This is a genomic window from Pseudoalteromonas sp. 2CM41L (genome assembly GCF_023161905.1).
Classification (GTDB): Bacteria; Pseudomonadota; Gammaproteobacteria; order Enterobacterales; family Alteromonadaceae; genus Pseudoalteromonas; species Pseudoalteromonas atlantica.
This window is the reverse complement of the sequence record NZ_JALNTN010000008.1, coordinates 119774-135124: the sequence shown is the minus strand read 5'-3', so window position 1 is coordinate 135124 and position 15351 is coordinate 119774. Positions and strand designations below refer to the sequence as shown.

Genomic DNA, 15351 nt, shown 5'->3' with positions numbered 1-15351 from the left:
AATGAAAAAATATAACCTTATAACCGCCTCTCTTTTAACGTTAGGTTTAACGGCTTGCGGCGCTCAAAACACAAGCACGACTAACGAAAGTACCGCAGCACAGGTTACATCGGCACCAGGCGCCCCAGGCGCAGAGCCTTTTTGGGCTTATGCGGGTAAAACAGGTATTGGTACATCATACGAGCAATACCAAAACGGCCAATACACTGATGCAGCTGCAACGGGGGATGTGTCTAAAGTATGGTTTTCAATTGCTAAAGGGATGATCACCGAAACCATGTTTGGGCTTATTCACCAAGCACAAATAAAAGACATGCAATTTATAGTAACAGGTAAAGATTTTACCGTTAGTGAAGCGGATGATTTAAATGTCACCATTGATTACTTACATAAAGATGCACAAGGTCGCCCGTTATCGCTGGCTTATAAAGTAACAAGCACTGATAAACAAGGCCGCTTTAGCCTAGAAAAACACATCTTTACTGACCCAGATGGGCAAACCCTGTTTGTACGCAGCGTATTTAATACTGAGCTTGAAGGGCTAAAAGCGTATGTGTCTGTTAATCCGTACATTAATAATAACGGCTTAGGTGACTTTGCTAAAACAGCAGAGCAAGGCCTAGTAGCATGGGAAAACGATAACTATCTATCACTTCAATCCGCATCACCATTTAAAGCAAAAACAGTAGGGTTTACAGGAAAAAGTGATGGCATTAATGCACTTAAAACTACGCAATCTATAAATACCCAATACACAAATACCGGCGAAATTGCTGGTAATGTAAGCATGCTTGCAGAGCTTGGCGAGATAACTGCAAATACCACTTTTGATTTAGCCCTGAGCTTTGGTAAAACGCAGCAGCAAAGTATAAAGCAAGGCGAAAAAAGCTTAGCTAAAGGGTATCAAGCGGTGCTCGATCACTACAACGGCAAAGGTGAAGCGCTAGGCTGGGAAGATTACCTACAAAGCCTAAAACCGCTTAATACCATGGTTGAACAAACAGCCGATAACGGTAAGCTTTTATACACCAGTGCTATGGTATTAAAAGCACAAGAAGATAAAACACACGCAGGGGCATTAATTGCTTCTTTATCTAACCCATGGGGCGAAACGGTTTCAGCCAAAGAGGGTTCTACGGGTTATAAAGCGGTATGGGTGCGCGATTTTTATCAAGTAGCCATGGCATTTATGGCGCTTGGCGATACTGCCACAGCAAAAACAGCGTTTGAATACCTTGAAAAAGTGCAAGTAAACAGCAAAACACCAGGTAATAAAGGCGATACAGGCTGGTTTTTACAAAAAACACACGTCGATGGGGAGTTAGAATGGGTAGGCGTACAGCTTGATCAAACCGCTATGCCTATCATGCTGGCATGGAAGTTACATAAAGCCAACGTACTTAGCGATGAAGAGCTAAAAAACTGGTACGGCAAAATGTTAAAACCAGCGGCAGATTTTTTAGTCGAGGGGGGACTTGCTAAAATTTTGTGGAACGACACACAAATTACACCTCCGGCAACACAACAAGAGCGCTGGGAAGAGCAAAGCGGTTATTCGCCATCTACAACTGCGGCAATAGTGGCAGGCCTTATTACCGCAAGCGATATCGCAACGCTTAGTGGTGATGATAAAAACGCGCAGCGCTACCTTGCCACGGCTAAAAAATACAGCAGCGATATTGAATCGCAAATGTTTACCACTAAAGGTAATTTAAAAGGCGAAAATAGCGATGGCGAATACTTTATTCGTATAGGCCAAGATACCGATGCAAACTCAAACACTAAAATTAACGCTAATAATGGGCGCGAAGGGTTTAATAAAAAGCAAATTTTAGATGGCGGGTTTTTAGAGCTAGTACGCTATGGTGTACGCGGTGCAAATGATGAAAGCATCGTTAAAACACTACCTGAGTATGACGACGAAACGCTTGAAGATAACCTACAAGTTAAATACAGCTTTAGCTTTGACGATGGCAGCGGCACTTTTGCAGGCTACCGCCGCTATGGCAATGATGGCTACGGTGAAGATGAAGTTAAAGGCACAAACTATGCTGAGGGTGGTAGTAATACACCAGGCCAACGTGGGCGTGTATGGCCATTTTTCACCGGTGAGCGCGGGCATTACGAAATCGCAGCAGCTAATGCAAACAACGCTCTGGATGATGCTAAACAAGCGCAAATTAAAAACAGCTATGTAAAAGGCTTAGAGCAATTTGCTAATAACGGCCTTATGTTACCAGAGCAAGTATGGGATGGTGTAGGGGTTAACAAAGCAGGTTATGAGCTAGGCGAGGGGACTAATTCAGCAACACCATTGGCATGGACTCATGCCGAGTATATTAAATTAGTTCGTTCACTGAGCGACAAACAAGTTTGGGATCATTATCCCGTTGTTGAGAAAGCTTTAAAAAATTAAAGTTAAAATTAAATTTAAAATTAAAGCTCCTTAATTGGAGCTTTTTTATATTCTTTATATTCTTTTTTACAACTATGGCCGCTACTGAAACTATTAAAGTGTTTATGGTGAAATGTTTGGATTAATTACTAAAACACAACTTTTTTAAATAAATATCGTTGTTCAAAGTATTATAATGTGGTTTTAACTTACGGTGTTTTTTAAAAAACATTAAGTTAACATTTAAAGCTTCTTTTTTGAAAAAATCAAAAAAAACCTACCGTTGCGCAATGTGCAATTTAATTTAATCTATTGTTAAATCGCTGTTTAATAACCTCTTTTTTTGATGTTTGATAGGTGTCGCATATTATTGACGTATTTGTTTTTATTATGTTATTAGTTTGTTCCTCTTTTTGTTTAAGAGGTTTTTCATTTACATCTTAGATTTATATGTAAATGAAATTGATTTTATAATAATTAAAAATTATTCAGGGATATGTTAAATATGAAAAGTAATTTCTCTAAAACATTTAAGCGCTCATTAACTGCTGCTGCAGTAGCAATGACAATAAGCGCGGCCATGCCTGTAATGGCAGATAACGTTAATGGTGCTATAAAGGGGAGTATAACAACACCATCAGGTTTATCGTTAGCGGGTGCTAAAATAACAATTACTGATGATACGAAAGGGTATTCAAAAACTCTAATAGCAGATTCAAATGGTGAGTTTGACCTAAAGCAAGTACCAGTAGGCAAATATGACATTATAGTTTCTCAAACTGGTTATGATCAGGCCCAAGTTAAAGATGTTGTTATTGGAGTGGGTAAAACAGCTCTAATCGAGATTCCACTGACTGCTGGTAATATTGAAAGGATTGCAGTTGTAGGTGGTTCAGTTAGAGCTATCGATGTGTCTGTATCTGAGTCATCATTAAATATTAGTTCTGAGGAGTTAGAGCTCTTACCTATATCTCGTTCTGTAACTTCTGTTGCACTGCTTGCGCCTGGCGCAACAGAAGGCGACAGTCGTTTTGGTGACCAGGCGTCTTTTGGTGGTGCCTCAGTTGCTGAAAACGCGTATTACGTAAATGGTCTAAATATGACTAACTTCCGTAATGGTCTTGGTGGTGCAACAATTCCATTCACAGCTTACGATAGCTTCCAAGTTAAAACAGGCGGTTATTCTGCAGAGTTCGGTCGTACTACAGGTGGGTTAATTTCATCGGTTACTAAATCGGGCTCTAATGATTTTCATTTTGGTGTTGAAACGATTTATTCATCTGACTCGTTAAGTGAGCAAGCTCCTAACTCACTTTACAAGCAAAATGATCGCTGTGATGATGCAGACGGGCATTGTATTGGTGATTTATATGTGAATAACCAAGACGATTATGATAATTCATTTGAAACAAATATTTATGCTTCAGGTGCGATAATTGAAGATACATTATTTTTCTATGGTATTTACACTGCAAGAGATAATGATTACGAATACGGTAATGCATCTCAAACAGATTTAACTGTCGAAAAAGATGATGACCCATACTACCTAGCTCGTTTTGATTGGAATATAAACGAAGATCACCAGCTAATGCTGTGGGGCTTTAGTGATAAACGCACATATTCAGAGAAAACGATTTCAGATCCTGAAGGAAATGGTAATTACACTGAAGATGGCGGTACAGCTTACCACAAGCGAGGCGGTGAGAGTTTTGCAATTCGCTACACTGGTAATCTAACTGAAGATTTAAGCATGTCTGCTATGTATGGTGAAGTGAAGTTCTCGGAAACAGATTACTCAGATTTTGATGACTGTCCTACAGGTTACGATGCTGACTTAGGTGAAGATACCACGTGTTATGTGAACTTTACCGTTGGTGCAAATGAAGATAAACGTGAACAATTGCGTGTTGACTTTGACTACTATCTAAACGATGAGCATACATTAAGATTTGGTTATGACTCGGAAACCAATACAGCTGACTCAACAACCATAAACTCTGGTGGCGTTTACTACTACTACAGAACATATGAAGAAGGCGCTAGATTACCTAATGGTTATGTTTTACCAGAAGAAATGAAAACAACACGAGTTCGTGATTATAAAAATGGTGGCCAGTTCGAAGTAGAAAACTGGGCTATTTATATTGAAGATCAATGGTCAGTTACTGAAGATTTAACGTTAACACTTGGTCTACGAAATGACAGCTTTACTAACTATAATGCTGATGGAGAAGAGTTTGTTTCTATTGATAACCAAATTGCTCCGCGGATAGGTGGGTCTTGGGATATCAATGGTGACGGTGATAGTAAATTATACTTCACAGCAGGTCGCTACTATTTACCTGTAGCTGCGAATACTAATATTCGTTTAGCAGGTGCAGAGACATACATTCAAACATGGTATGCATATGAAGGCTTAAATGCAGACGGTACTCCTGTTGGTTTAAGCACACAGTTAGGTGATCCTGCTATTTCTAATGGCGGTGACGGTACTGCAAAACCATCAAATACCCTATCAGACAAAGATCTAGAACCAATGTATAACGATGAGTATATGATTGGTTACCAAGCAGCAATTAATGATGATTGGTCATGGGGAATCAAGGCAACTTACCGTGTTTTAGGTAATCAAATTGATGATGGTTCTTACATCTTTAGGGATGAAAACGGTGAATACTTAGGTGAAAACTGGTTCTTATTTAACCCTGGTAATGGTGCTACTTTCAATTTCGATCTGGATGGTGACGGCACTACTGAAGAATATAGCTTTAGTGCTGAAGAGTTAGGCTATCCAGACGCTAAAAGAAAATATGCTTCAGTTGATTTAACATTAGAGAAAACATGGGATCAGGTATGGTCTTTAAAAGCACTATATACATGGTCACACAACTACGGTAATACAGAAGGTTTTGTTAAATCTGATAATGGCCAAGATGATGCTGGTCTTACGCAAGATTGGGATTACCCATATTTAATGGATGGTGCTAATGGTAATCTACCTGCAGATCGACGTCATAACATTAAAATTTATGGGGCGTATGCTGTTACAGAAGACTTCTTGATTGGTGCAAATGTTAATGTTGCTTCAGGTCGTCCTTGGACAGCTTTAGGTCAAGGTTATACACCAGATCCTGATTTATACCAATATGGTGATACATACTACGTAGGTGACAAACGTTTCCCTCGTGGTAGCATGGGTACTACACCATGGACAGCTCGCTTAGATCTTAACTTTACTTATAACCTTCGCTTTAACGATCAAAAAGTTCGTTTAGCCATGGATATATTTAATGTATTTGATGCTTCTACAGCAACTCGTTACGATGAGGAAGCAGAAGTTGCAGCTGGTGATGGAAATGCTACATTTGGTTTAGCTCAAACTTACCAATCACCACGTAGAATTCAATTATCAGCTTCATACGACTTCTAATAAGTTAAATAGCAGAGTTTGATTAACTAAAAAGCCTCATTATGAGGCTTTTTTTATGACTTTTTCAGAATTTTAAATGATATAGACTATGAGAATGATATTTATAAGTAGATAAAAAAGCAGTTTTACTATTAAAATAATTTATAAGCATTCTATTTTATAGACATTTGCAATTCTAGCTACTCCCTCTAGCAATTAATACCGGTGGTAAAAGGGTGCTTTGCACCTCTTCTTCGCGTATTAATTTAAGTAAGTTCTCTACTAACATTTGCCCTGCGACGGTGGTGTCTTGCGCTATGGTGGTGAGCGGTGGGTTTATGTAGCTTGCAATGGCTATGTTATCAAAACCGACCACGGCCACTTCGTTAGGAACATTAATATTGGCTTCTTTTAAAGCGCGAATTGCACCAATGGCAATTAAATCACTGGCGGCAAATAAGGCGTTAAATTTTATGTTATTTGCAATAAGTGAGCGTGTAGCATGATAACCAGACTCTTCAGTTGAAATAGCATTGGCCATTTTTCGCTCATTAATGGTTATACCATTAGTAAGTAGCTCATCTTTAAACCCCTGAAAGCGGGCAAAAAATTCTGGGCTGTGATCAGATGCATCACCGATAAACGCGCAATCGGTGCGGTTATGGGCAATTAAATGGCCAGCGGCTAGTTTGCCCCCGCCGTAATTGTCGCAGCATACAGTAAGATCTGGACGGTTATCTACTGTGGCGCCCCAGCATACAAACTTAGTGTTTTGGTCAAGCAAGGTTTTAAATTTTGGTTGAAAGTCTATGTAATCACCATAGCCGAGCAAAATAATGCCATCGGCTCTGTGGCTGTCTTCGTAGTCGGCTTGCCAATCGGCGCTAGCTGATTGAAACGACACCAATAAGTCGTAACCTTCTTTTGCACACGCACGGGTAATACTGCCCAGCATTGATAAAAAGAATGGATTGATTTGTGATTCATCTGATGTTGGGTCTTCAAACAACAATAGCGCAAGGGTACTACTTTGCTGAGTACGCAAGTTGCTGGCATTTTTATCAACTTTATAGTTAAGTTGTTTTGCTATGTCGTGGACGCGTTTGCGTGTTTCTTCATTAACAAGGGGGCTGTTACGTAAAGCGCGAGATACAGTTGATTGTGAAACCCCTGCATAATGGGCAATGTCAAATGAGGTGGCTTTACCTTTCATTGTTACAACTTAATTAAATGCTAAATAATTGTGTCATTTTCGACTATTAGTGAATTATTTCAAGCTTTTTGCGATTTATTATTGATCTAATCCTGACACCGGTGTCATAATGCCAATGTTTTATCATTTTGTTGTCAAAACGTATTAGCTGCTATTTTATATAGCAGCCTTTTTTACTGTGATAGCTACTTTGAGGTGATAGCTCAAAGTGTATAAATAACAACGCATAGCCGTTGTAAAATAATAAGCATAAGCCGCTTACACAAAAGAGATAATACCATGAGCCAAAATTCTTCTGCCCAGTTTAACCCTATCTTAGTTGCCGATATTGGTGGCACCAATGCGCGCTTTGCATTAATTACCGACTTTAATGAGCAAACTAACCAATTTGTTATTGAGCATATTAACATATTTCCCAGTGCTAATTTTGGCTCTTTAGAAAGTGCACTTGAACAATACCTAACAACGATTCCTCATGTTACGCCAACTCAGGCATGTTTAGCTGTTGCAGGCCCTATAAACGCAGGCCAAGTGCATTTAACCAATTTAGGTTGGCACTTTAGTGTTAGTGAATTTAAAGCACATTTTAATTTAACACAATTAGAAGTAATTAATGACTTTGCTGCATTTGCTTATGCAGCGCCTTATTTAGACTCAACGCAAAATATTACTATTAAGCCTGGTCAAGCCGATGCAAATGCAAATATTGGTGTTATGGGACCAGGTACTGGCTTTGGTGCTGCGTGTTTAGTGCGTACAGCGCAGTCAACTGCAGTGTTAAGCTCTGAGGGCGGGCATATGTCGCTTGCTCCTGTAAACGAGCTAGACGCTTTATTAATTAACGAGCTTCGAAAAGAGCACCCTCATGTATCTATAGAAACTGTTTTTTCAGGCCCAGGTATTGCCCATTTATACAAAGCAATGGCAGCCGTGAAAGGGGTTACAGCTAAAAATTTAGATGCGGCACAAATTAGTAGCCTTGCAAACAGTGGCGAGTGTGAAGTGTGCGATGCAACGCTTAATCAGTTTTGTGACTGGATTGGCAGTGTGGCAGGCGATTTAGCGGTAGTATACGGCGCATTAGGTGGCCTATTTATAGGCGGCGGTATTTTACCGCGCATGCAAACACGATTACTTGAAAGCCGTTTTGTAGAGCGTTTTTCGCAAAAAGGGGTTATGTCGCAATATGCAGGGCAAATTCCAGTTACTTTAGTAACACAAGATAACATACCGCTAATTGGGGCGGGTGCGTGTTTATATAACAGCAAGTAAATTTGCTTAATGGTTGTATTTGGATAATGAACAAATGAAAAAAGTAACCATAAATAGCGTAGCAAGCCATGCAGGCGTTTCTAAAAAAACCGTGTCGCGGGTTTTAAATAATGAGCCTAACGTGAGTGCAGCTACGCGAGAAAAAGTACTTAAAGTATTTAAAGAGCTTGATTACACGCCTAACCCAATAGCACGCGGGCTTGCGCAAAATCGCAGCTTTATTATTGGCTGCTTATACGACAACCCCAGTAAAAGTTATATAACACGCGTACAAACGGGTGCGCTTGCTGCCTGTAAAGAAAATAACTACAACTTACTAATACACCCGTGCGAATTACGTGGCGATGATTTAATTAACGATATAGAGCAGTTATTACAAACCTCGCGTTTAGACGGCGTAGTACTTACCCCGCCATTTGGTGATTTTGAAAAACTTGCTAATTTTTTAAAAGCTAAAAAAATACCCTACGCACGGGTTGCATCGGCACTGCTAGAAGATGATTCAATTTCAGTGCGCAGCAACGACGAGCAGGGCGCTTATGAAATAACCGAGCACTTAATTTCGCTTGGTCATAGATCGATTGCTTTTATTAAAGGCCACCCTGATCACAGTGCTACGCAACAGCGCTTTAAAGGTTACAGACGAGCGTTGGCAAGCCACGGTATAGAATTTGACGAGCGCCTAGTAGAAGAGGGTAACTTTAGTTATCACTCAGGTGTAGACAGTGCGCGCAGCATTTTAGATTTATCGCCACGTCCTACTGCGGTATTTGCATCAAACGACTACATGGCGGCGGCAGTATTAAAGCTTGCCACACAGCGCCAATTACGCGTACCCGATGATATTTCTATTGCAGGGTTTGATAACGCACCAATTGCACGCCATATATGGCCGGGCTTAACGACTATTGCACAACCTGTAGAAGAAATGACTAAACAAGCTGTTACGCAGCTTATATCGCATATTTCGCAGCCACAAGAGCAGCCGTATCAGGTAACGTTAGAATCACGCTTAATTACCCGCGAGTCTACTGCTGCAATAAAATAACCCCCTTTTTTGTTTTTCACAGTAACCCGAATTTGAGTGATGCTTATTCGGGTTTTTTTTGTGCGGATTTTAGCAAATAAACTAAAATTAGCATGGTCATTAATTGGTCACGTTAAAATTTTACACTATTTTTGTTACTCAGGGTTGACACCGGTGTCAATGCTATGCGTTAATACAGTGACACCGGTGTCAGGGTTGTTGTGAGAGGCTCCCTGGTAGCGTACCTTTGAACGGGTAAATCAAAGATGCTCAGTGCAGTTATTTACGTGGAGTCTGTAATTTGCTACTGAGCCTTTTTCCTCTAACTAATAGAGATGAGCTAAATTATGTTGCACCCTCGCATTGAAGAAGTCACCCAACGCGTTATTGAACGCAGTAAACAAACCCGTCAAGATTATTTAGATCGTATTTCGCACGCAAAAAAACAAACAAGAGTCCGTGCCGGACTAGGCTGCGGAAACATCGCTCACGTTATGGCTGCGTGTAGCAGCGACGACAAAGCGCGCTTAAAGGCTGATGAGCAGCCAAATCTTGCTATTATCAACTCATATAACGATATGCTTTCGGCCCATGTGCCATACAAAGATTTCCCAGATTTAATTAAAGACCTTGCTACTAAGTACGACGCAACTGCCCAAGTTGCAGGCGGTGTACCAGCAATGTGTGATGGCGTTACGCAAGGGCGTGACGGCATGGAATTATCGCTTTTTTCTCGCGACGTAATTGCTATGTCTACTGCGGTATCACTATCGCATGACGTATTTGACGGCGTTTTTTGTTTAGGCGTATGTGACAAAATTGTCCCAGGTTTATTAATTGGTGCCTTATCTTTTGGTCACTTACCGGTATTCTTTTTACCTGCTGGGCCAATGCAATCTGGTATTCCTAACAAAGAAAAAGCACGTATTCGCCAAAAATTTGCACAAGGTTTAGTAAGCCGTGAAGACTTACTTGAAGCTGAAAGCGCCTCGTACCACAGTGCAGGTACGTGTACGTTTTACGGTACCGCTAACTCAAACCAAATGTTAATGGAAATAATGGGCTTACACCTTCCAGGTAGCTCGTTTATTAACCCTTACACTGAGCTTCGAGATGGTTTAACAGGAAATGCTGTAGAAACCATGCTTAAGCAGCTTACAGATGATAAAGAAAGCCCGTGTTTAGCAGATGTAATCAGCGAAAAAACCATTATTAATGGTTTAGTTGGCTTGCTTTCTACAGGTGGCTCAACTAACCACGCTATTCATATTGTTGCCATCGCAAAAGCGGCGGGCATACAAGTAACGTGGAAAGACATGTCTGACTTATCAGAAGTTGTACCACTACTTACGCGTATTTACCCTAACGGCTCAGCAGATGTAAACCATTTCCAAGCCGCAGGCGGTATGGGCTTCTTAATGCGTGAATTAGCCGGTGCGGGTTACTTGCATACTGATGTTAAAACAATGCTTGGTGAAGGCTTAGCGCCTTACATGATGGAGCCGCGTTTAGATAAAGACGACAGCTTAATTATGAGCAACTCAACAGGCCCTTCAAAAGTTAAATGGGTAGATTGCCCAGAAAACTCACTCGATGAAGAAGTACTGCGTCCAATTAGCAATCCATTTAGCAAGCAAGGCGGCCTACAACTACTTACGGGTAACCTAGGTAAAGCAGTCATTAAAGTCTCTGCTGTAGCCACTGAGCACCAAGTAGTAACAGCCCCAGCTAAAGTATTTAGCTCACAAGGCGAACTGCAAGAGGCATACAGCCGTGGCGAGTTAAACCAAGACTTTATTGCCGTGCTTAAAGAGCAAGGCCCTAAAGCGAAAGGTATGCCAGAGCTTCATAAATTAACGCCAGTAATGGCAACACTTCAAGACGAAGGCTTTAAAGTAGCTATTGTGACTGATGGCCGTATGTCGGGCGCATCAGGTAAAGTGCCTGCTGCTATTCACTTAGCGCCAGAAGCTGTTGAAGGTGGCATTATTGCAAAAATTCTTGAAGGCGATTTAGTAACACTGGATGCGCCAAACGGAATATTAAAAGTACATGTTAGCGACGAAGAGCTTGCTAAGCGTGAACTACAACTTAGCCAACCAAGCTTAACCTTTGGTACCGGCCGAGAGTTATTTACTGGATTTAGAAATATTGTAAGCAGCGCCGATTTAGGTGCGAGTGCTTTTGGACTTGAATAATAATTGCCACACACTGGGTAATGAGGAACAAGTAATGAGTATTGAAAAAATCTTAGCGTCGGCACCTGTGGTGCCAGTGGTTGTAATCGAAAAACTAGAAGATGCAGCACCACTCGCTAGAGCGTTATACAACGGTGGCTTAAAAGCCCTTGAAATTACGCTACGCACGCCTGTTGCAGTGGAAGCTGTAAAACTAATGAAAGCAGAAGTTCCAGAAGCTTACGTTGGTACAGGTACAGTGGTTGATAAAGCAAGCTTTGATGCTTCAGTAGAAGCAAGCGCTGATTTTATGGTAAGCCCAGGTGTAAGTGATGAATTATTAGCATTAGCTAAAGATTCAGACATTCCGTTTTTACCGGGTGCAGCAACTGCAAGCGAAGTAATGCAGTTAGCAAGCCATGGCTTTAAGTACTTAAAATTCTTCCCTGCAGAGGCTGCAGGTGGAACGGCAATGCTTAAGTCGATTGGCGGGCCATTGCCGCACATTACTTTTTGCCCAACCGGTGGTATTAGTCTAGCAACAGCCCCTAATTACTTAGCGCTTAATAACGTTATTTGTGTTGGTGGTACGTGGATGCTAGATAAGCAACTAATTGAAAACAAAGACTGGCAAGCCATTGAAGCGCTTGCTCGACAAGCAAGTGAAGTTAAATAGGAGTCTAAAAATGATTAATGTAGCAATTAATGGCTATGGCCGTATCGGTCGCAACGTATTACGTGCACTTTACGAGTCAGCACAAAACAGTGAAATTAAAATTGTAGCAATTAACGATTTAGCACCGGCTAACGTAAATGCGCATTTAACACAATTTGACTCAGTTCACGGTCAATTTTCTCAAAAAGTAACGTTATCAGATAACACTATGCTGATTGGTGATGACGTAATTACTTTGACTCAAGAGCGTGACCCTGCAAACTTACCGTGGAAAGAGTTAAACGTAGATATCGTTTTAGAATGTACTGGTTTTTTCACTAAGCGTGAAGACGCAGCTAAGCACATTACAGCAGGTGCTAAAAAAGTAATTGTATCTGCTCCTGGTAAAGATTTAGATGCAACGGTAGTACACGGCGTTAACAGCGATGTAATTAACGCTGATAGCAACATTATCTCTAACGCATCATGTACGACTAACTGTTTAGCGCCAATTGCAAAAGCAATTAACGACACAGTAGGTATTGAGCAAGGTAGCATGACTACAATTCATGCTTATACAAACGATCAAAACTTATCTGACGTTTATCACCCAGATCTATACCGTGCACGTAGTGCAACACAGTCTATGATCCCAACTAAAACAGGTGCTGCTGCAGCTGTTGGCTTAGTACTTCCTGAGCTTGCGGGTAAATTAGACGGTATGTCGGTACGTGTACCTACTATCAATGTTTCTTTAGTTGATTTTACGTTTATTACTAAGCGCGAAACAACAGCTGAAGAAATCAACGAAGTAATGAAAGCCGCAGCAACAGGTTCAATGAAAGAAATTTTAGAGTACAACGAGCTTCCGCTTGTTTCTATTGATTTTAATCACAACCCTGCGTCATCAATTTTTGATGCAACGCAAACTAAAGCTGATGGCAAACTAGTTAAAGTAATGGCTTGGTACGACAACGAGTGGGGTTTCTCAAACCGCATGTTAGACCAAGTTAAAGCATTAGGTCAGTACTTATAATTGACCGCGTAAAAGTTTAGCTTTATCCAACCAAGCCTGCATTATGCAGGCTTTTTTATTTTGATTAATTTATACCCGCTCGTTTAATAAAGCGCTTATCTCTTTAAAACTAGGCCGCGATGCAATATCAGTATTTATAGCACGCGCTGCTATATCGGATATTTTATCAAACAGTTCGTTTTGCTTATCTTCAGTGCTAACAGTGCTTAGCAAGTCCTCAATTAAACAACCAAAAGCGCGTACTTCTATTAACTGTATTTGCTGTTGCTGATATTCGCTAAGCATGGCTAAATTTGTTGCTGCACCAAAATCACCAAATAAAACGTCATATTGTTCATTTATCATGGTATTGTGTGCGTAAATATCGCCATGGCTTACGTAATTATCATGTAGGTGAGTTAGCGTATTTGCCATCTGTTTTGCTATTTTATAAACAGCTTCAATAGGGTAATTACAACCGTCATTAAATGTATCGCGCGTACAGGTTTCTAAACTTGGCGGCAAACCTAAATTAGTAAAGCGTGTATCTATTAGCTCCATAACTAAACCAAGCTGTGTGCTTTGCTCTATGTAGCTTAATACGTTAATTAAGTTTTTATGATAGCCTGCTTGTAAACAGCAGTTTACTTCATCAAGTGGGTAGCCATCGCTTGTTATTGCCCCTTTAAATAATTTTACCGCCACATCGTGCTGTGCTGTTTTAGCTAAATGAATAACGCCCGATGCACCTTGGCCAATTACTTTTTTAAGCTGAAAATTTTCAAGTGGCGTGTTTTGCAAACGACTGTTAGTTAAGCACTGAGCTTTATTAAATGCATTACCCGCAAAGGCAAGCCAAGCAAGTTTGGGGAGTTCTAATAGCCAATTATCAAGTTTTGTTAGGTTATTAGCAGAGAGCCTAACTAGCCCTAAATTAGTACAAGAAGCCATACTCGCGGGTAGTTGTTTTAGGTTATTTCCTGCAAGGGCGAGCTTTCTAAGCTGTGTGTAATTACCAAAGTCACTTGGCAATGCGCTTAATTTGTTATCAGTAAGTATTAACCATTCAATATTTTTAGGTAAGCTGTTTAGTGCAAACTCTGTTATTTGATTGCCTTTAAATGCAACCATAATTAAAGCAGGGCACTTAGCGAGTACTTTAGGTATATGTTCAAATTGGTTAAACGATAAAAACACCCGCTTAAGCTTTGTTAAGCACGCAAACTCATCTGGCAGTGTAGTGAGATCATTGTTTGATAAATCGAGTACTTCTAGGGTATCTGCAAGGGTTAAAATTTCTAAAGGAAACTCAGTTAAGCCTTCTACGAGTTGTAAGCGAGTAACACCATTCAACCTACCAGACTTAAGCTCTGCAAGGGTATTCATAAATTTTCACAAGCCTTTTAAAATAAAAAAGCCAACATCGCTGTTGGCTTAAAGTAAATACGTTTAGTAAAGTTTAAAATTGCGCGTTATGGTAAACGTTTTGCACGTCGTCACAATCTTCAAGCATGGCTAAAAAGCGCTCCATTACTTCTACGTCTTCACCTTCAATAGGGGCTTCAACTTGTGGTACAAACGAAATTAAATCTACGTCAAAATCTGTAATACCCATTTCTTCAAGCGCTGTACGGGTGTTGTTGTATTCTGTATGTGGTGCAAAAACCGTCACTTTACCGTTTTCTACTTCTACATCTGTTACATCAACATCGGCCATCATAAGGGCCTCTAGTACAGCTTCATCGTCATCGCCATCAAAAACAAAAATAGCGAGGTGATCAAATAAATGTGATACCGAATTTTGTGCGCCTATTTTAGCGTTTGCTTTGGTAAAACAAATACGTACATCAGCAAACGTGCGTTTGTTGTTGTCGGTTAAACAGTCAACAATAATCATACAGTTACCAGGGCCGTAACCCTCATAACGTGTGGCTGCGTAATCTTCACCGCCACCGCCTTTGGCTTTGTCTATTGCGCGCTCAATAACGTGTGCGGGTACCTGGTCTTTTTTAGCGCGCTCGATTAAACGGCGCAGCGCAAGGTTACCATCTGGATCTACGCCACCATTTTTAGCGCAAATGTATATTTCTTTACCGTACTTAGAATAAACTTTAGTTTTAGCACCCGCAGTTTTAGCCATTGAATCTTTTTTGTTTTGGTAAGCTCTTCCCATCTGCGTTTCGCC

Annotated in this window: 10 protein-coding genes; 7 read left to right on the top strand and 3 right to left on the bottom strand. The window is 40.5% G+C overall.

Annotation, left to right across the window (positions count from 1 at the left end):
• The first annotated feature begins 1 nt into the window (after position 1).
• Both MTF64_RS11675 and MTF64_RS11670 read left to right on the top strand, forming a co-directional pair.
• On the top strand, positions 2 to 2416 hold the full coding sequence (locus tag MTF64_RS11675; RefSeq protein WP_248451489.1) for a glycoside hydrolase family 15 protein: 2415 nt from the start codon (positions 2 to 4) through the stop codon (positions 2414 to 2416).
• 484 nt (positions 2417 to 2900) lie between these two features.
• Positions 2901 to 5828 carry a TonB-dependent receptor gene (locus MTF64_RS11670; RefSeq protein ID WP_054982416.1) on the top strand — a complete coding sequence of 976 codons (2928 nt, stop codon included), beginning with the start codon at positions 2901 to 2903 and terminating at the stop codon, positions 5826 to 5828.
• A 175-nt stretch (positions 5829 to 6003) separates the two neighbouring features.
• Here the strand turns inward: MTF64_RS11670 and MTF64_RS11665 are convergent, their stop codons facing one another.
• Positions 6004 to 7020, bottom strand: a complete 1017-nt coding sequence (locus MTF64_RS11665; protein WP_054982417.1) for a LacI family DNA-binding transcriptional regulator — start codon at positions 7018 to 7020, stop codon at positions 6004 to 6006.
• Between the two features lie 279 nt (positions 7021 to 7299).
• Between MTF64_RS11665 and glk the strand changes: the two genes are divergently transcribed.
• The 5 genes from glk (at position 7300) to gap (ending at position 13187) form a co-directional block, all read left to right on the top strand.
• Positions 7300 to 8292 (top strand): glucokinase, encoded by a 993-nt coding sequence (gene glk / locus MTF64_RS11660; protein WP_248451486.1) that lies wholly within the window; start codon positions 7300 to 7302, stop codon positions 8290 to 8292.
• Between the two features lie 34 nt (positions 8293 to 8326).
• Positions 8327 to 9340, top strand: coding sequence for a LacI family DNA-binding transcriptional regulator (locus MTF64_RS11655; protein ID WP_248451485.1), 1014 nt, complete (start codon positions 8327 to 8329; stop codon positions 9338 to 9340).
• Between the two features lie 326 nt (positions 9341 to 9666).
• Positions 9667 to 11517: a phosphogluconate dehydratase gene (gene edd / locus MTF64_RS11650; RefSeq protein ID WP_029773525.1), complete on the top strand. Its 1851-nt coding sequence runs from the start codon at positions 9667 to 9669 to the stop codon at positions 11515 to 11517.
• 34 nt (positions 11518 to 11551) lie between these two features.
• Positions 11552 to 12172 (top strand): bifunctional 4-hydroxy-2-oxoglutarate aldolase/2-dehydro-3-deoxy-phosphogluconate aldolase, encoded by a 621-nt coding sequence (gene eda / locus MTF64_RS11645; protein WP_248451483.1) that lies wholly within the window; start codon positions 11552 to 11554, stop codon positions 12170 to 12172.
• A gap of 10 nt (positions 12173 to 12182) precedes the next feature.
• Positions 12183 to 13187 carry a type I glyceraldehyde-3-phosphate dehydrogenase gene (gene gap / locus MTF64_RS11640; RefSeq protein WP_029773117.1) on the top strand — a complete coding sequence of 335 codons (1005 nt, stop codon included), beginning with the start codon at positions 12183 to 12185 and terminating at the stop codon, positions 13185 to 13187.
• A gap of 69 nt (positions 13188 to 13256) precedes the next feature.
• Here gap and MTF64_RS11635 read toward each other — a convergent pair whose 3' ends face one another.
• A complete protein-coding gene (locus MTF64_RS11635; RefSeq protein ID WP_248451481.1) occupies positions 13257 to 14552 on the bottom strand; it encodes a leucine-rich repeat-containing protein kinase family protein in 1296 nt (431 codons plus the stop codon).
• Positions 14553 to 14625: 73 nt separating this feature from the next.
• Positions 14626 to 15339 carry a YebC/PmpR family DNA-binding transcriptional regulator gene (locus MTF64_RS11630; protein WP_004587809.1) on the bottom strand — a complete coding sequence of 238 codons (714 nt, stop codon included), beginning with the start codon at positions 15337 to 15339 and terminating at the stop codon, positions 14626 to 14628.
• Positions 15340 to 15351: the final 12 nt, after the last annotated feature.

Excerpts from the sequence above, each read along its gene's own strand:
- MTF64_RS11670 (WP_054982416.1), top strand. The coding sequence starts at position 2,901 with ATGAAAAGTAATTTCTCTAAAACATTTAAGCGCTCATTAACTGCTGCT.
- MTF64_RS11635 (WP_248451481.1), bottom strand. The coding sequence starts at position 14,552 with ATGAATACCCTTGCAGAGCTTAAGTCTGGTAGGTTGAATGGTGTTACT.
- MTF64_RS11630 (WP_004587809.1), bottom strand. The coding sequence starts at position 15,339 with ATGGGAAGAGCTTACCAAAACAAAAAAGATTCAATGGCTAAAACTGCG.
- edd (WP_029773525.1), top strand. The coding sequence starts at position 9,667 with ATGTTGCACCCTCGCATTGAAGAAGTCACCCAACGCGTTATTGAACGC.
- MTF64_RS11655 (WP_248451485.1), top strand. The coding sequence starts at position 8,327 with ATGAAAAAAGTAACCATAAATAGCGTAGCAAGCCATGCAGGCGTTTCT.
- MTF64_RS11675 (WP_248451489.1), top strand. The coding sequence starts at position 2 with ATGAAAAAATATAACCTTATAACCGCCTCTCTTTTAACGTTAGGTTTA.
- gap (WP_029773117.1), top strand. The coding sequence starts at position 12,183 with ATGATTAATGTAGCAATTAATGGCTATGGCCGTATCGGTCGCAACGTA.
- glk (WP_248451486.1), top strand. The coding sequence starts at position 7,300 with ATGAGCCAAAATTCTTCTGCCCAGTTTAACCCTATCTTAGTTGCCGAT.
- MTF64_RS11665 (WP_054982417.1), bottom strand. The coding sequence starts at position 7,020 with ATGAAAGGTAAAGCCACCTCATTTGACATTGCCCATTATGCAGGGGTT.
- eda (WP_248451483.1), top strand. The coding sequence starts at position 11,552 with ATGAGTATTGAAAAAATCTTAGCGTCGGCACCTGTGGTGCCAGTGGTT.